General features: G+C 75.4%; 10 protein-coding genes. 3 read left to right on the top strand and 7 right to left on the bottom strand.

Features of this window, described 5'->3' with window-relative positions:
• Positions 1 to 25: 25 nt before the first annotated feature.
• Both ACZ4M8_RS13725 and ACZ4M8_RS13730 read right to left on the bottom strand, forming a co-directional pair.
• Complete coding sequence (locus ACZ4M8_RS13725) at positions 26 to 3,652, bottom strand: hydantoinase B/oxoprolinase family protein (protein WP_467606644.1); 3,627 nt, start codon at positions 3,650 to 3,652, stop codon at positions 26 to 28.
• Between the two features lie 163 nt (positions 3,653 to 3,815).
• The gene (locus ACZ4M8_RS13730; protein ID WP_467606646.1) at positions 3,816 to 5,240 is read right to left on the bottom strand and encodes a HEAT repeat domain-containing protein; all 1,425 of its coding nucleotides are present in this window, start codon (positions 5,238 to 5,240) and stop codon (positions 3,816 to 3,818) included.
• Between the two features lie 356 nt (positions 5,241 to 5,596).
• Between ACZ4M8_RS13730 and ACZ4M8_RS13735 the strand changes: the two genes are divergently transcribed.
• Positions 5,597 to 7,051: a PP2C family protein-serine/threonine phosphatase gene (locus ACZ4M8_RS13735; RefSeq protein ID WP_467606648.1), complete on the top strand. Its 1,455-nt coding sequence runs from the start codon at positions 5,597 to 5,599 to the stop codon at positions 7,049 to 7,051.
• A 137-nt stretch (positions 7,052 to 7,188) separates the two neighbouring features.
• On the opposite strand, the gene ACZ4M8_RS13740 is transcribed toward ACZ4M8_RS13735, so the two are convergent.
• On the bottom strand, positions 7,189 to 8,736 hold the full coding sequence (locus ACZ4M8_RS13740) for a DNA-binding protein NsdB (protein WP_467606651.1): 1,548 nt from the start codon (positions 8,734 to 8,736) through the stop codon (positions 7,189 to 7,191).
• Between the two features lie 286 nt (positions 8,737 to 9,022).
• Here ACZ4M8_RS13740 and ACZ4M8_RS13745 point away from each other — a divergent pair, with 286 nt between their 5' ends.
• Positions 9,023 to 10,153: an aminoglycoside phosphotransferase family protein gene (locus tag ACZ4M8_RS13745; protein WP_467606654.1), complete on the top strand. Its 1,131-nt coding sequence runs from the start codon at positions 9,023 to 9,025 to the stop codon at positions 10,151 to 10,153.
• 325 nt (positions 10,154 to 10,478) lie between these two features.
• A complete protein-coding gene (locus tag ACZ4M8_RS13750; RefSeq protein ID WP_467606656.1) occupies positions 10,479 to 12,500 on the top strand; it encodes an N-acetylmuramoyl-L-alanine amidase in 2,022 nt (673 codons plus the stop codon).
• 52 nt (positions 12,501 to 12,552) lie between these two features.
• On the opposite strand, the gene ACZ4M8_RS13755 is transcribed toward ACZ4M8_RS13750, so the two are convergent.
• From ACZ4M8_RS13755 to ACZ4M8_RS13770, 4 genes are all read right to left on the bottom strand, one after another.
• A complete protein-coding gene (locus ACZ4M8_RS13755; RefSeq protein WP_399094725.1) occupies positions 12,553 to 13,053 on the bottom strand; it encodes a hypothetical protein in 501 nt (166 codons plus the stop codon).
• 251 nt (positions 13,054 to 13,304) lie between these two features.
• Positions 13,305 to 14,468 carry a thiolase domain-containing protein gene (locus ACZ4M8_RS13760; protein WP_467606659.1) on the bottom strand — a complete coding sequence of 388 codons (1,164 nt, stop codon included), beginning with the start codon at positions 14,466 to 14,468 and terminating at the stop codon, positions 13,305 to 13,307.
• Positions 14,465 to 15,520 (bottom strand): thiolase domain-containing protein, encoded by a 1,056-nt coding sequence (locus tag ACZ4M8_RS13765; protein ID WP_467606661.1) that lies wholly within the window; start codon positions 15,518 to 15,520, stop codon positions 14,465 to 14,467. Before ACZ4M8_RS13765 ends, ACZ4M8_RS13760 begins: the two co-directional genes overlap by 4 nt.
• A complete protein-coding gene (locus tag ACZ4M8_RS13770) occupies positions 15,520 to 16,503 on the bottom strand; it encodes a Zn-ribbon domain-containing OB-fold protein (protein WP_467606664.1) in 984 nt (327 codons plus the stop codon). The genes ACZ4M8_RS13765 and ACZ4M8_RS13770 overlap by 1 nt, the downstream gene beginning before the upstream one ends.
• Positions 16,504 to 16,505: the final 2 nt, after the last annotated feature.

The following is a 16,505-nucleotide window of genomic DNA, read 5'->3' on the forward strand; positions in this document are numbered from 1 at the left end:
ACCGGCCCGGTGGCCGGCTCTCCGCTCACTCCCCGCCCGCCCCGGCGGCCGGCTCCCCGTACCCGCCGCCGCCCGGCGTCCGTACCACCAGTACATCGCCCGGTCCCACCTCGGCGGCGTCCCGGCCGCGCAGCCGCTCGACGGTGCCGTCGGCGCGCCGCAGAAGGTTCTCGCCGAGCGCGCCCGGGGCGCCGCCCGCCATGCCGTACGGCGGGACGCGCCGGTGGCCGGTCAGCAGGGCGACGGTCATCGGTTCCAGGAACCGCAGCCGCCGCTCGACGCCGTCGCCGCCGTGGTGGGCCCCGGCGCCGCCGCTGCCCCGCCGTACCGCGAAGGCGTCGACGCGTACCGGGTAGCGCCACTCCAGCACCTCGGGGTCGGTGAGCCGGGAGTTGGTCATATGGGTCTGGACGGCGTCGGTGCCGTCGAAGTCCGGGCCCGCGCCGGAACCGGAGGCGAGCGTCTCGTAGTACTGCACCCGGTCGTTGCCGAAGGTCAGGTTGTTCATCGTGCCCGAGCCCTCCGCCTGGACGCCCAGGGCCGCGTAGAGGGCGCCGGTGACCGCCTGGGAGGTCTCGACGTTCCCGGCGACCGTCGCCGCGGGGTGCTCCGGCGCCAGCATGCAGCCGTCCGGGATCCGGACCTCGACCGGTTTCAGACAGCCGCTGTTGAGCGGGATGTCCTCGGCGACCAGGGTGCGGAAGACGTAGAGGACCGCGGCCATCACCACCGAGCGCGGCGCGTTGTCGTTGCCCGGCTGCTGCGGGGAGGTGCCGGTGAAGTCCAGTACCGCGGTGCGGGCGGCCCGGTCGACACGCAGCGCGACCTTGATGTGCGCGCCGCTGTCGGTGACGTAGTCGCAGCCGCCGTCGGAGAGCGTGGCGATGATCCGGCGGACCGACTCCTCGGCGTTGTCCTGGACGTGCCCCATGTAGGCGCGGACCACGTCCAGGCCGAACTGCGCGGTCATCCGGCGGAGTTCGGTGATGCCCTTCTCGTTGGCGGCGATCTGGGCGCGCAGATCGGCGAGGTTGGCGTCCGGCGCCCGCGAGGGGTACGGGCCGGACGTCAGCAGCGCGCGGGTCTCCGTCTCCCGCAGCTTCCCGTCCCGGACCAGCAGCCAGGTGTCGAAGAGGACACCCTCCTCCTCGACGGTCCGGCTGAACGCGGGCATCGAGCCGGGCGTGATCCCGCCGATCTCCGCGTGGTGCCCGCGCGAGGCCACCAGGAACAGCAGCTCCCGCCCGGCGTCGTCGAAGACCGGGGTGACGACGGTGACGTCCGGCAGGTGGGTGCCGCCGTGGTACGGGTCGTTGACCGCGTAGACATCGCCCGGCCGCAGGTCGGCGCCGCGCCGCCGCAGCACCTCCTTGATCGACTCGCCCATCGAGCCCAGATGCACCGGGATGTGCGGGGCGTTGGCGATGAGGTTGCCGTCCGCGTCGAAGAGCGCGCAGGAGAAGTCGAGGCGCTCCTTGATGTTGACGGAGTGCGCGGTGTGCTCCAGGCGGACGCCCATCTGCTCGGCGATGGCCATGAAGAGGCTGTTGAACACCTCCAGCAGCACCGGATCCGCGGCGGTGCCGACGGCCGCCCGCTCCGGACGGGGCTCCGCCCGCCGCAGCACCAGATGCCCGGCGTCCCCGACCACCGCCCGCCAGCCCGGCTCGACGACCGTCGTCGCGTCCTCCTCCGTGAGGAGCGCGGGCCCGGTGACGGCGTCCCCGGGCCGCAGCCCGCCCCGCACGAACAGCGGCGTCCCGTGCCAGGCGCCGCCCGCGTACATCCGGACCGTGGCGGCGGGCCGCATCCCGCCCGTACGCGGGCCGGGCCGCTCGGCACCGGAGCCCGCACCGCCCGCCGCGCCGGTCGCCTCGACCGTCACCGCCTCGGCGACCAGCGGTTTGTCCATGGTGAAGGCGTAGCGGGCGCGGTGCAGGCGGGTGAAGGCGGCGGTCATCTCCGCCACCGTGGCGAGCGGGACGCCGAGCGCGGTGTCGGTCCCGGCGTAGCGGATCAGCACCCGGGCGCGGGTGGTGACGCTCTCGGCGGGCACCCCCTCGCCGGTGAGTTCGCGCCGGGTGAGATCGGCCAGTTCGTCGCAGACCGCCCGGACCCGCTCCGCGGCCGCCGCGCCGTCCAGCTCCGCCTCGACGGCGCGCTCGCGCATCGCGGTGGCGTCCGCGACGCCGATGCCGTACGCGGAGAGCACCCCGGCGAGCGGCGGGATCAGCACCGTGCCGATGCCGAGGGCGTCGGCGACGGCACAGGCGTGCTGGCCGCCGGCGCCGCCGAAGCTGGTCAGCGTGTAGCGGGTGAGGTCGTGGCCGCGCTGGACGGAGATCTTCTTGACCGCGTTGGCCATGTTGAGCACGGCGATGTCCAAGAACCCCGCGGCGACCTCCTCCGGTCCGCGGCCGTCGCCGCTCTCCCGGGCCGCCCGCGCGGCCAGCTCGGCGAAGCGGGTACGGACCACGTCCGCGTCGAGCGGCCGGTCGCCGTCCGGCCCGAAGACCGCCGGGAAGTGGCCGGGCTGGATCCGGCCGAGCATGACGTTGGCGTCGGTGACGGTGAGCGGGCCGCCGCGGCGGTAGCAGGCGGGCCCGGGGTCGGCGCCCGCCGAGTCGGGGCCGACGCGGTAGCGGCGCCCGTCGAAGTGGAGGACGGAGCCGCCGCCCGCCGCGACGGTGTGGATGTTCATCATCGGCGCGCGCAACCGCACCCCGGCCACCGCACTGTCCAGGGCCCGCTCGAACTCGCCGGCGTAGTGCGAGACATCGGTGGAGGTGCCGCCCATGTCGAAGCCGATGACCCGGTCGTGGCCGGGCCCCGCCTCGGCGGCGGCGCGGACCATCCCGACCACACCGCCCGCCGGTCCGGACAGCACCGCGTCCTTCCCCCGGAAGTGCGCGGCCCGCCGCAGCCCGCCGTTGGACTGCAGGAACATCAGCCGGATGCCCGGCAGCCGCTCGGCCACCTCGTCGACGTACCGGCGCAGCACCGGTGAGAGATACGCGTCGACGACGGTGGTCTGGCCGCGCGGTACCAGCTTCATCAGCGGACTGACCTCGTGCGAGCAGCTGACCTGCCCGAACCCGGCCTCGGCGGCGAGCGCGGCGACGGCCCGCTCGTGGGCGGGGTGGCGGTAGCCGTGCAGCAGGACGACGGCGGCGGCGCGCAGCCCGTCGGCGCGGGCCCGCGCCAGCTCCTCGCGGAGCGCCGCGGTCTCCAGCGGCCGCACCACCGCGCCGTGCGCGTCCAGCCGCTCGGGCACCTCGATCACCCGCGCGTACAGCGGCTCGGGCAGCACGATGTGCCGGTCGAAGATCCGGGGGCGGTTCTGGTACCCGATACGCAGCGCGTCGCGGAAGCCCTCGGTGACGAGGAGGACCGTCGGCTCACCGGTCCGCTCCAGCAGGGCGTTGGTGGCGACGGTGGTGCCCATCTTCACGACGGCGACCCGATCGGCGGGGACCGGCTCCCCCGGCGCGAGCCCCAGCATCCGCCGGATGCCCTCCACCGCCGCGTCGCGGTACCGCTCGGGATGGTGCGACAGCAGCTTCGCGGTGACCAGCCGCCCGTCCGGCCGCCGCCCGATGACATCCGTGAAGGTGCCCCCGCGATCGATCCAGAACTCCCAGCGCCCGGCCATCCGGCCATTGTGGCAGCGAATTTCGGACACACCCGGGGACGCCACGGGCGCGCCGCCACGGAGCCGGGGCACGAGCCGTGGCGCGCGGCCCACCGGACAGAACCCGGCGTACAGGCCGGTACGGAGGCACGGTCCTGCGCGCCCGTGGCGCCGTGGCCGCCCCTCAGACCGCGGAGGCGTCCGGTCCGAACCGGCTGCGGACGGCGGTCTGCACCTCGGCCTCCTCGGCCGGATCGGCGGCGAGGCGGCGGAGCTGTTCGACGACCCGGACATCGCCGGTCGCGGCGTGCCGGGCGGCCAGCTCCCGGGTGGTCTCCTCGCAGTCCCAGAGGCATTCCACCGCGAACCCGGCGGCGAAGCCGGGATCGGTCACGGCGAGCGCGGCGGCGGCGTGGCCCCGCAGCTCGGAGGAGGCGGTCTCGCGGTAGACGTGGCGCAGCACCGGCGCCGCACAGCCGACCCCGAGCCGCCCGACCCCGTCGACCAGCTCCCGCAGCGCCCCGGCGTCCGGACCGTCGGCGCGGACCGTACGGCGCAGCGCGGCCAGCACCGCCGTGGCGTCCCGCGCGTCCCCGCGGCGGGCGAGGACCGCGGCGGCGGCGCCGCCCAGCCGGTCGTCGCGGCGGGCCCAGCCCCGGGCGCGGGCGAGGACGGCGTCGGAGGTACGCATCCGGGCGAAGGCGCCGAGCGCGGCGGCGACGGGCACCTCGCCCGCCGCCGGGTCACCGGCGGTGGCCTCGACGAGGTCGAGGGCGTCGGGGTCGCCGCGCTCGGCGAGGTGGTGCAGGACGGCGGCGCGGGCCGCGTCCGGACCGGTCCGCGCGGCGCTCAGCAGCGCGGGGCGGTCCTCGGGCCCGGCGACGGCGCCCAGGCAGCGGGCGGCGGCGAGGTACCGCTGCTCCGCGGCGCCGGGCGCGCCCTCCTCCGCCCAGCGCAGGACGTCGGCGACGCTCCAGCCGGGGCGCGGTCCGCGCGGGCGCAGCTGCCGCTGCCAGCGGTCGAAGGAGCCCTGCTCCCCGGCGGCGGACAGGCGTGCCGCGTGGCGCGGGTCCTCGGCCCACAGCCTCCAGGGGCGGGGTTCGAAGGCGTCGCGGACGGCCGCGGCCAGCGCGGCGTCGCCCTCGGCGGTGGCGGGGAAGCGGGCGAGCACGGCGGGGGCGAGGGCCGCCAGACCCGCGTCGTCGTCGCGGAGCGCCAGCTCGTCCAGGGCCCACCGCCAGTTGCTGCCGGTGGCGGCGTAGGCGCGCAGCAGCAGCCGGGCGGCGTCCCGGCCGTAGGCGGCGAGGTGGCCGAGGACGGAGAGGGCGAGGCCGGTGCGCTCCTCGGCGGTGTCGACACCGTCGTCCGGGTGGAAGAGGTGCCGTTCGATCGCGTCGAGTCCGCCGTCGAGCTGCATGTAGAGGCGCGCGTAGTAGAGGGAGCGGTTCTCCACCTGCCAGTCGCGGCGGGGGTCGCGCCGCACGCAGTCGTCGAGCGCCGCGAGCGCCTCGGCCCGTGGCGCCGCGAGGGCGTGCAGGGTCCCGTCGCCGCGGCCTCGCTGGAGGAGGCCGAGCAGGGTGCCACTGGGCGCTATGTCTGGATCGAACATGAGGTCAGCATCCGGTGCGGGGGACGGGCTGGCAACGGGATTTCCGCCGACCGGCATTCTTGCCGGTGACCGCGGGCCGTATGCGTCGTTCCCAGCGTGGATCGGTGGGCGCGGCAGCGCGACGGCGGGCGCAGCCTAGCTCGGAATCTGTCATTCCGCCGATTCGGCCGGTGAGACCCCGAGCGGCTTCGGGGGCATATGCCGACCGCAACGCCGTATCGGGTCATGCCAAATCACTTACAGACCGTCGCAGCCTGTGCAAGAGTCGTTACCCGGCCCTCACACCAGCCCCCGGGCGCGCTCTGTCGGCCAGGACAGGACCGCCGTGGCCGGCGCCGCCATATCTCGGAGAATCGATGCCGTCCCCCCTCTTCGCGGACCGCCCGTCCGCCCAGCCACCCGAGCGCGACACGGTCGAGGCCCTGATCAGCCAGGCCCGCCTGCTGCGCGGTGGCCTCGACGCCGTCCGCGCGTCGTCGGCGACCGACGACGCTCCCGTCGATCCGCAGCTGCGCTGGCAGCGCGCGCTGTGCGACCTCGCCGTCCACCACCTCGACGATCTCGGCGGCCACCTCGACCAGCTCAGAGAGGGACTGCCCCCGGAGGAGACCGACGGCACCCGGTACGCCGGGCCGCTCGCGCCGCCCGCCGAGGAGGAGCAGCCGCGCGGATCGCTGCTGAGCCGGGTGGGCAGCGCGGAGTGGAACCTCCTCACCGACGAGGTCAACTGGTCCGACGAACTGTTCGCCATCCTCGGCCGGGAGCCGTCCGACGGCCCGCTGACCCTCGACGAGCTGCCCTCCCTGGTCTTCGCCGAGGACCAGCAGCGGCTGGCCACGATGGTCACCGACTGCCTGGTGGACGGCCGCCCCATCGACGGCGAGTTCCGCGTCGTCCGCCCCGACGCCCGGGTCCGTACGGTGCACATGACCGGCGAGCCGGTGCTGGACGCGGACGGCTCCACGGCGTGCATGTGGGCGGTGCTGCGGGACGTCAGTGAGCTGCGGCGCAGCGAGCGGGCGGTACGTGAGAGCCGTGACTCGCTCCAGCGCAGGCGGCACGCGGCGCGGACGGAGCACCGGCTCGCGGTCGAGTTGCAGGAGGCGGTGCTGCCGCCGTGGCGCGGGCCGCTGCGCTTCCCGCAGGGCGGCCCGGTCGCCCTCGATCTGGCCGGGCACTACCTCCCCGCCGACACCAGCGCGCTGATCGGCGGCGACTGGTTCGACGCCCTGCAACTCCCGGACGGCACCACGCTGTTGAGCGTCGGTGATCTGACCGGGCACGGCGCCAGCGCGACGTCCGGGATGGCGATGGCGCTGGGCGCGCTGCGCGGGATGGCGGTGGCCGGAAACCGCCCGGGGCCGCTGATGGGCTTCCTCAACCAACTGCTGGACTCCGCCGTACAGCCCGCGCTGGGCAGCGCGGTCTGCTGCCGGTTCGACCCGGCCACCCGGGAGTTGGAGTGGGCGCAGGCCGGTCACCCCGCGCCGCTGCTGTTCCGCGGCGGCGCGGGGCGCGCCCTGGACCCGCCGGAGGGCGTCCTCCTCGGGGCGACCCCGGGCGCCGCGTACGGTCAGCGCACCGAGCGGCTGGCCCCCGGCGACCTGCTGGTGCTGCACACCGACGGCCTGCTGCCGCGCCGTACGCACGGACCGGACGCGGCGCACGAGGCGACCGAGCGGCTGCTCGGTCTGGCGCCGCGCCTCACCGCGGCGCGGGACGCGCAGGAGTGCGTCCGGCTCGCCGTCGAGGAGTTCGGCACCACCGCGCGGGAGGACGACGCCTGCCTGCTGATCGCCCGGGTCGGCTGAGAGAGCGGTGCACGGCCGGCCGGGGCGCCGGGCGCGCGGTGACCGGATCCGGCGGCTCGGTCACCCGGCACCTCCCGGCCGCCGGTCCGCCCCGGCGGGTGCGGGCCGCACCGGCTCCGGCGGCGTACCGCACCGGCTCAGACCGAGAGGTTCGCGCCGAGGCGGGCGTCGAGCGCCGTCGCCGGGGCGGGCACCTTCGCCTTCCCCCGTGGCTTCGGCATCACCTCGTCGATCTCCGCGCGCAGCTCCTTGATCCGGCCGTTGCCGGCGTACTGACCGGCGAGGCGGTACATCTCGCGGAGCCGGTCCCAGGTGCGGTGCGAGGAGTTCTCGCCGATGGCGGCCAGCGCCAACCGGGCGTAGCGGTCGGCCTGTTCGGGATCGTCGCCGATGAAGCAGGCCGACGCCATCGAGAGGTAGTCGAAGATCTGCGCCCGGCGGCGGCCGTTCTCCCGTAGCTGAAGGGCCTGTTTGGCGTGGCTCTGGGCGAGGGCGGCGACCGACGGATCGTGTTCGGCGAGGGTGCGATAGGTCAGCGCCTCCATACCGTGCAGATCGGCCTCGTCGAACATCTGCATCCAACTGGGCGGCGGCACATCGCCCTTGTCGGAGACGAACAGTTCCTCGGCCTCGCCCAGGGTGTGGCGGACGGCGTGGCCGTTGCCCTTGGCCGCGTGGGCCCATGCCTCGATGGTGCGCAGCATGGCGCGGGTGCGGGGCAGCGCCTGTTCGCCGGAGCCGGATGAGGCCAGTTGCATCAGGTCGAGCGCGTCGTCCGGGCGGCCCAGGTGGACCATCTGGCGGGCGGCGCGGGAGAGCGCCTCACCGGCGCGGGGCCGGTCGCCGCCCTCCCGCGCGGCGTGTGCGGCGATGACGAAGTACTTCTGCGCCGTGGGCTCCAGGCCCACGTCGTGAGACATCCAGCCGGCCAGGACGGCGAGGTTGGCGGCCACCCCCCACAGCCTGCGCTGGAGGTGGTCGGGGTGGTGGTAGGCGAGCATGCCGCCGACCTCGTTGAGCTGGCCGACGACGGCCTTGCGCTGGAGGCCGCCGCCGCGGGAGGCGTCCCAGGCGCGGAACACCTCCACGGAGCGTTCCAGCGCGTCGATCTCCTGGGAGCCGACGGGCGCCGCCTCGTAGCGGTCGAGGCCGGTCTGGTCGTAGTGGTGGGAGGCGTCGAAGCCGGAGGCGGTGAGGGGGTGGGGGTCGGGGTGTGCCGCCGCGCCGGAGCGCGGTGCCGGGTCGGTGTGCAGCCAGTTGTCCATGGCGCCGGTCAGTGCGGAGCCCGCGGCGAGCGCCGCGCCCGCGCCCACCAGACCGCGTCGGTTGAGCATGAGGTCCATTCCCGTGAATTCCGTGAGGACCGCGGCGGTCCGCTCGGGAGCCCACGGCAGCCCGTCGTCGGACTGCCGCCTCCCCGTACGGCCGCTCCGGGCGAATCCGAGATCCTCGGTGGTTACGACACGGCCGAGGCGCTCGGTGAACAAGGAGGCCAGCACCTTCGGCACGGGATCTCTGGGGGTCTCCCCCATGTCGATCCAGCGCCGCACCCGCGAGGTGTCGGTCGCCAGCTGCGGATGGCCCATGGCCGCCGCCTGCCGGTTGACCAGTCTCGCCAGTTCGCCCTTGGACCAGCCGGTCAGTCCGAAAAGGTCCGCGAGACGGGTGTTCGGCTCCCTGCCCACGTCAAGCCCCCAGGTTCCTCGACTGCGTTGACAGTAACCGCCGTTGACATGGGCCGCGAGCATTCGCCAGGGGTTCGCCAGGGTGCGCCACATGGTCTGCCACCCGCGCCCGTGTGTTGTGTAGACGTGCCGCCCCCGGCCCGGTGGTCAGGCCGCATTCCCCAGGGTGCGCGTTCTGCTCCAGGGGCACGCCGAACCGGCCTTCTGCACGAGGTCCGTACGGCGGCTCCGGCCACCGGGCCGGGAGCGCACCACTCGTCGGCGCACGAAGGGATCCGTCTCACCCATGTACGCAGCATCGTCCGCCGTGACCGCCACCGTCCGGACGTACCGTCACCAGCCCGCGGGCGGCCGGCCGTACCCCGATCCGGCCGCCGGTGCGCAGGCGGTGTCCGGTCTCGCGGGCGGCCGGGTCCGGCGGGCGGGCGCGGTCGCCCAGCCGCTGAGCGGGCGGCTCGATCTGTCCGGTCCGCAGGGCGCCCCGCTGCGTGCCGCCGTCGCCTCGGTGCACCGCATCTGCCCGGAGTTCCACCCGGTGCAGGTGCTGCGGCGCGGCGGCCGGTCGGTGCTGCTGGTGGGCACGACGGGGCGGACCACGGCGGTCGCGAAGTGTTTACTGGACCACTCCCCGGCCTGGGTCGAGCGGTTCCGGCAGGAAATAGTGGCGTACCGGGCGTTCGTCCGGCACCGTCCCCCGGTGCGGGTGCCGCGGCTGGTCGCCGCCGACCCGGACAACTGCACGCTGGTGGTGGAGCGGATGCCGGGCCGGGTCGCCGCCCTCCAGCGCCACCCCTCCGAGGCTCCGGCGCGCGGGGACGTCCGCGCGGCGCTCGGCGCGATCTGCCGGATCAACCTCTGGCGGCCGCCGCCCGGACTCTTCGACGCGCCGCTGGACTACGGGCGCCGGATCGCCCGGCACCACGCTTCGGGGCTGCTGACCGACCGGGACCTGGACGATCTGCGCAAGCTGCTGCGCGGCATCCCGGCCGGTCAGGGCCAGTTCTCGCACGGCGACGCGCTGCTGAACAACGTCCTGCTGTCGCCGATGGGCCCGGTGCTCCTCGACTGGGACAGCGCCGGGTGGTACCTGCCGGGCTACGACCTGGCGACGCTGTGGGCGCAGCTCGGCGAGGCGCCCGGGGCGCGCCGGCAGATCAGTCAGCTGGCGCAGGCGGCGGGCCCGGCGGCGCGGGACGCGTTCCTGGTCAATCTGATGCTGGTGCTGACGCGGGAGATCCAGCGGTACGAGAGCGCGGTGCAGCGCACGATGCGGGAGCCGGTGCCGGAGGGCACACCGGCGGCGGGCGTCCCCGGCGCCCTGTCGGCGGGTGAGGAACAGCGGCTGTTGCTGCGGCGGTTGCACGACGACTCCCAGATGGCCCGGCGGGCGGTACGGGCGGCGGTCGGCACCCGCTGAGCGGTCAGACGTGGGACGGAGGGGCGGTGCGTCCGGGAGGGCGCGCCGCCCCTCTGCCGTGCGGCGGCGCGGACTCCGGTGCGCGGTTCCGCGGCCGTCACTGGTCCATTCCACTGACGCCCCGCAGGCCGCGGGCCGATCCCGGGAAGACTGCCTCCGTACCGCGCTGACATGCGAAATCCCGCGGTGGCCGGGTGATTGACGGATGGTCGGACAGCCGATACCTCTAGGCCGGTCGGGCTCGTGGAGCGAGTCCCGGCCCGTTCGGACGTCTGCGCATCACCCGTCACAACGCCCCGGCCGGGGCCGGTCCCAGGAGGTTGCCTTGCGAAGACTGCGAAGAGACCGGAGCGACGGACCGGAGGGCGGGCGGCACGTCTCCCGCCCGGCCGCACGCCGCACCGCGACGGCCCTCGCCGCCGGGGCGCTGCTGCTGCCGCTGGTGTCCGCCACCGGACCGGCCGGGGCCGCCGAGCCCGCGGCGGACGGCCTCCAGCGGGCCTTCACCGAGGCCGCCGCCCGCTACCACGTGCCGAGCAGTGTGCTGCTGGGCGTCGCCTATCTGGAGTCCCGCTGGGACACCCACGGCGGGGCGCCCAGCGTGGACGGCGGCTACGGGCCGATGCATCTGACGGACGCCCGTGCGGCGGTGGCCCGGACGGCGGCGCGCCGCAGTGAGGCGGACGGTGATCCGCGGGGCGACGCCGCGCGGCCGGTGGCCGCCGGGCGCCGGGCGGCCGCGCCGCGGCGGCTGCCCGCCGAGCTGCCCGCGCGGCTGCGGACGCTGCCGCGGGCGGCGGAGCTGACCGGCATCCCGGCGGCGCGGCTGCGCAGCGATCCGGCGGCGAACGTGCTCGGCGGCGCGGCGCTGCTCGCCGCGGAGCAGCGCGCGCAGGGGGCGGCGCCGGACGCCGGTCCGGCGGGCTGGTACGCGGCGGTGGCGCGGTACGCCGGGGCGGGTGACGCCTCCGGCGGGCGGGCCTTCGCCGACGAGGTCTTCGCCACGCTGCGGCAGGGGCAGGCGCGGACGACGGACGCGGGGCAGCGGGTGACGCTGGCGGCGCAGCCCGCGCTGCGTCCGGACGCGGCGCAGGCGAAACGTATCGCTTCGGCGGGCCGGCGGGCCGGCGTACCGGCGGCGCGGCCCGAGTGTCCGGCGTCGGTGGCGTGCGAGTCGGTCCCGGCGCCGTACGAGAGGTTCGGGGACGGTGACTACGGCAACCACGACAAGGCCGACCGGCCGAGGGATCTCACGGTCGACACGATCGTCATCCATGACACCGAGGGGTCGTGGGAGACCTCGCTGAAGCTGGTCCAGGATCCGACGTATGTGTCGTGGCACTACACGGTGCGCTCGGCCGACGGGCTGATCGCCCAGCACGTGCCGACGAAGGACGTCGCCTGGCAGGCGGGGAACTGGTACATCAACTCCCACTCCGTCGGGATCGAGCACGAAGGGTTCCTGGCGGCTCCCGACGCCTGGTACACGGAGGCGATGTACCGCAGCTCGGCGCGGCTGGTGACGTATCTGAGCCGGAAGTACGGGGTGCCGCTGGACCGGCAGCACATCCTGGGGCACGACAACGTGCCGGGGACGCAGACGTCGGCGATCCCGGGGATGCACACCGACCCCGGCCCGTACTGGGACTGGGCGCACTACTTCACGCTGCTGGGCAAGCCGTTCGCGGCGCAGCGGCGGGCGGCGGGCGATCTCGTCGTGATCCGGCCGGACTACGCGGCGAACCGGCCGCCGTACACGGGGTGCGAGAAGGCGGGCGCGCCGTGTGCCGCGCACGGGTCGGAGGCGGTGCGGCTGCGCGTCGCGCCCGAGGCGGACGCGGCGCTGGTCGCGGACGTGGGGCTGCGGCCGGACGGCGGGCCGTCGACGACCGATGTCAACGATGTGGGGGCGCGGGCCAGCACCGGTCAGCGGTTCGCGTTCGCCGGGCAGCGGGGTGACTGGACGGCGATCTGGTACCTCGGGCAGCGGGCGTGGTTCGAGAACCCGGCGAAGCGCCCCACGGCCTTCCGTACGGCGGGGGCGACGGTGACGCCGAAGGCGGGGCGGGCGACGATCCCGGTCTACGGGCGGGCGTACCCGGAGAAGGCGGCGTATCCGGCGGGCGTGCCGGTGCAGGAGATCTCGCCGCTGCCGTACCGGCTGCACGCCGGGGAGCGGTACGCCACCGGCGGGAGCGTGCGCGGGGACTACTTCTCCGCGCCCGGTTTCGACACGGCCGGCCATGCCGTGGTGCGGGGCGAGGACCGGTACTACGTGATCCAGGTGGGGCACCGGATCGGGTATGTGCGGGCCGCGGATGTGGACGTGCGGCGGGGCGGGGCGTAGGCACCCGCGCGGGGGGGCCGGGGGCGGTGGTCCGCTCCCGGCCCTTCGCCGTTCAGTGCTGCTGGAAGAGTTCGGCCGGCAGCGGCTTGAGGAGGGCGTAGAGGTCGTCCGTGATCGGGCGGTCCCAGCTGGCGATGGTGACCAGCACGCCGTCGCTGCGGTCGAACTGGGCGCAGGAGATGCGGCTTTCGGAGCACTTGATGCGCTTGACGATGAGGAGGTTGTCGTCGTGCATGACGGGGGTGTCCTCGCTCTCGACGACCTCCACCGGCTCGTCGTTGCCGAGCGCCGCCAGCAGCTGGGCGACCTCGAACGGCACCTCGCCGTCGTCCAGCTCGCGGGCCGGGGAGCCCTCCGGGAGGTTCCCGATGATCATCGCGGGGCCGCGTCCGCCGAACAGGTCGTAGCGGAGGAAGACGCCCTGGCAGGTGCCGTCGGGGGCGGGCAGCAGCCCGGCTCCGAGGTTGCCCGGCCAGTCCCCGGGATCCATGGCGAGGACGTCGAAGTCAGGCCCGGCGGGCGTGGCTGCGCTGCGGCGGCGGAGGAAGGACATGCCGCCATCGTACGTGTCCGGACAGCGGTGGGCGGACCCGGAGGCGGGGGCCGGAGGGAGGGGTCGGGCGCGGGGTGGTGGGGGGGGTCCGGGCGGCGGGCGGGCCACTGCCGCGGGAGGCGGCGGCCCGGCCGGGACGGCGGCCCCGGGCGGCCGGGCGGTACGCGGGCAGGCGGGCGGGTGCCTCGGCTCCGGGCGGCCCGGTGGGGCGGGGTCCCGGTCGGGCCGGGGAGGTGCCGCCCGCCGCGGTTTCAGTTCGGTGGCTCGTCGCCCACCAGCCACATCGAGAAGAACTGGGCGCCGCCGCCGTAGGCGTGGCCCAGGGCGCGGCGGGCGCCGTCGATCTGGTGCTCCCCGGCCCGGCCGCGTACCTGGAGGGCGGCCTCGGCGAAGCGGAGCATGCCGGAGGCGCCGATGGGGTTGGTGGACAGCACGCCGCCGGAGGGGTTGACGGGCAGGTCGCCGTCGAGGGCGGTGGCGCCGGACGCGGTGAGTTTCCAGCCCTCGCCCTCGGCGGCGAAGCCGAGGTTCTCCAGCCACATCGGCTCGTACCAGGAGAACGGGACGTACATCTCGACGGCGTCGATCTCGCGGCGCGGGTCGGTGATGCCGGCCTGGCGGTAGACCTCGGCGGCGCAGTCGCGGCCGGCGCGCGGGGAGACGAAGTCCTTGCCGGCGAAGAGGGTGGGCTCGCTGCGCATCGCCCCGCCGTGCAGCCAGGCGGGCGGGTGGGGGGAGCGGGCGGCGCCGGTGCGGTCGGTGAGGACCATCGCGCAGGCGCCGTCGGAGGAGGGGCAGGTCTCGGAGTAGCGGATGGGGTCCCAGAGCATGGGGGACGCCTGGACCTTCTCCAGGGTGAGGCCGGCCTCGTGGAGGTGGGCGTAGGGGTTCTTCAGGGCGTTGCGGCGGTCCTTGTACGCGACGAGGGAGCCGATGGTGGCGGGGGCCTTGCTGCGGCGCATGTAGGCGCGGACGTGCGGGGCGAAGAAGCCGCCCGCGCCGGCGAGCAGCGGCTGCTGGAAGGGGACGGGCAGGGACAGGCCCCACATGGCGTTGGACTCGGACTGTTTCTCGAAGGCGAGGGTGAGGACGGTGCGGTGGACGCGGGCGGCGACGAGGTTGGCGGCGACCAGTGCGGTGGAGCCGCCGACGGAGCCGGCGGTGTGCACCCGGATCAGGGGTTTTCCGGTGGCGCCCAGCGCGTCGGCGAGGAAGAGTTCCGGCATCATGACGCCCTCGAAGAAGTCGGGGGCCTTGCCGAGGACGACGGCGTCGATGTCGCGCCAGTCGAGGGCGGCGTCGTCGAGGGCGCGGCGGGCGGCCTCCCGGACGAGCCCGGCGAGCGAGACGTCGCGGCGGGCGGCGACGTGGGCGGTCTGGCCGATGCCGACGACGGCCACGGGCTCCTTGCTCATGACTCCCCCTCCAGGACGGCGACGAGGTTCTGTTGCAGGCACGGGCCCGAGGTGGCGTGGGCGAGGGCGCGGGCGGCCTCGCCGCGCTGGATGCGGGCGGCGGCCTCGCCGATGCGGATCAGGCCGGCCGCCATGACGGGGTTGGCGGCGAGCGCGCCGCCGGAGGGGTTGACGGCGGTGGCGTCGCCGAGCCGCAGGGCGCGGCGCAGGATCACCTCCTGGGAGGTGAACGGGGCGTGCAGTTCGGCGAGGTCGGCGGGGCGGTCGAAGGCGCCGGCGTGCTCGGCGGCGAGGCGGGTGGAGGGCGAGGCGGTGAGGTCGCGGACGCCGAGGGAGTGCGCCTCCACGCGGTGGTCGATACCGCGGATCCAGGCGGGGCGGGCGCACAGGTCGCGGGCCCGGTCGCCGGCGGCGAGGAGCACGGCGGCGGCGCCGTCGCCGACGGGCGCGCAGTCGCCGCGGCGCAGCGGGGCGACGACGTGCTCCCCCTGCGGGCGGGCGCCGCGGAGCTGGGCGTGCGGGTTGTCCGCGGCGGCGGCGCGGGACCGGGCGGCGACGGCGGCCAGCTCGTCGTCGCAGGTCAAGCCCGCGTCGAGGAGGGCTTGGGCCTGGAGGGCGGCGAGGGCGACGGAGTCGGGCCACAGCGGGGCGAGGTAGTACGGGTCGAGCTGGCGGGTGAGGACCTCGCGCAGGTCGCCCGGGGAGGACTTGCCGTAGGCGTAGACGAGGGCGGTGTCGGCCTCGCCGGTGAGGAGGGTGACCCATGCCTCGTACAGCGCCCAGGCGCCGTCCGTCTCGACGTGGGATTCGGCGATCGGCGGCCAGGCGCCGACGGCGTCGAGGGCCATGGTGAAGGAGAAGGCGCGGCCGGCGAGGTAGTCGCAGGAGCCGGAGCAGGTGAAGCCGATGTCGCGGGCCCTGAGGCCGGTGGCGGTCAGGACGTCGTGGAGGACGGGCAGGACCATCTCCGCCTCGGAGACGTCGCGGCTGTCGGCGGTGTGGTCGCTCTGGGCGAAGGCGACGACGGCGATGTCACGGGCCGGGGCCGGCATCAGATCAGCTCCTTGTAGCTGTCGTGGTCGGCGTCGGGTTCGCCGGAGGGCCGGTAGTGGTCGGGGTAGCGGCTGCCGTCGCGCCAGACGGGTTCGACGCGCAGCCCCATGCGGACCTGGTCGTACGGGATACCGCCGATGCGGGCGTGGAGCGGCAGTCCGGCGCCGTCGAGGGCGATGTGGGCGTAGACATAGGGGACCTCGATGTCGAGGTTGCGGGCCTTGATGTTGACGATGCAGAAGGTGGTGACGGTGCCGCGGGGGCCGACCTCGACCTGGTCGGTGGTGGCGACGCCGCAGGTGGGGCAGGCGCCGCGGGGCGGGACGTAGACCTTGCGGCAGGCCGGGCAGCGCTCGCCGAGGGTGCGGCGTCCGGCGAGGCCGCCGAGGTAGCGGGACTGGGCGCGGCCGGGCGCGTAGGTGTAGTCGAGCCGGGCGGGGAGGGTGACGCCGGTGACGGGGTCGGCGAACTCGCCGCTGTGCGGGGCCGGTTCGGCGGGTTCGGGCGCGGGCCCGTCGTCCGGGACGAAACAGGCGATGTCGGTGACGGCTCCGGTGCGTTCGGCGGCCCAGCGGATGCGGACGCGCATCCCGGTGCGGACGGCGTCGGGCCCGGGGGCGTCCAGGGCGTGCAGCAGGGCGGTGTCGGCGCCGTCGAGGCGGACGAGGACCCAGGCGAAGGGGGTGGCCAGCGGCTGGCCGCGGCGCGGCGCGGGGTTCCAGGCCCAGGTGGTGACGGTGCCGGTGGGGGCGACCTCGACGAGGTCGCGCAGCTCCTCGCCGGTATGCGGGTCGTACTCGGTGGGCGGGACGACGGTGCGGCCGGCGGCGGTGCGGATGCCGAGGACGGTGCGTTCGCGCAGCCCGGTCAGGAAGGCGCCGCGGACGGGACCGAGGGAGCGGGTGAAGGGGAACTCCACGACGAGGGGGGCGGTGAGGGTGTCCGCGGGTGGTGTGCTGGGCTCGGGCGTGACCTCTGGCATGC

It is taken from the genome of Streptomyces sp. NPDC027185 (genome assembly GCF_055567035.1).

Coding starts and splice junctions, on each gene's coding strand:
- ACZ4M8_RS13770 (WP_467606664.1), bottom strand. CDS start 16,503: ATGCCAGAGGTCACGCCCGAGCCCAGCACACCACCCGCGGACACCCTC.
- ACZ4M8_RS13725 (WP_467606644.1), bottom strand. CDS start 3,652: ATGGCCGGGCGCTGGGAGTTCTGGATCGATCGCGGGGGCACCTTCACG.
- ACZ4M8_RS13735 (WP_467606648.1), top strand. CDS start 5,597: ATGCCGTCCCCCCTCTTCGCGGACCGCCCGTCCGCCCAGCCACCCGAG.
- ACZ4M8_RS13730 (WP_467606646.1), bottom strand. CDS start 5,240: ATGTTCGATCCAGACATAGCGCCCAGTGGCACCCTGCTCGGCCTCCTC.
- ACZ4M8_RS13760 (WP_467606659.1), bottom strand. CDS start 14,468: ATGAGCAAGGAGCCCGTGGCCGTCGTCGGCATCGGCCAGACCGCCCAC.
- ACZ4M8_RS13765 (WP_467606661.1), bottom strand. CDS start 15,520: ATGCCGGCCCCGGCCCGTGACATCGCCGTCGTCGCCTTCGCCCAGAGC.
- ACZ4M8_RS13755 (WP_399094725.1), bottom strand. CDS start 13,053: ATGTCCTTCCTCCGCCGCCGCAGCGCAGCCACGCCCGCCGGGCCTGAC.
- ACZ4M8_RS13745 (WP_467606654.1), top strand. CDS start 9,023: ATGTACGCAGCATCGTCCGCCGTGACCGCCACCGTCCGGACGTACCGT.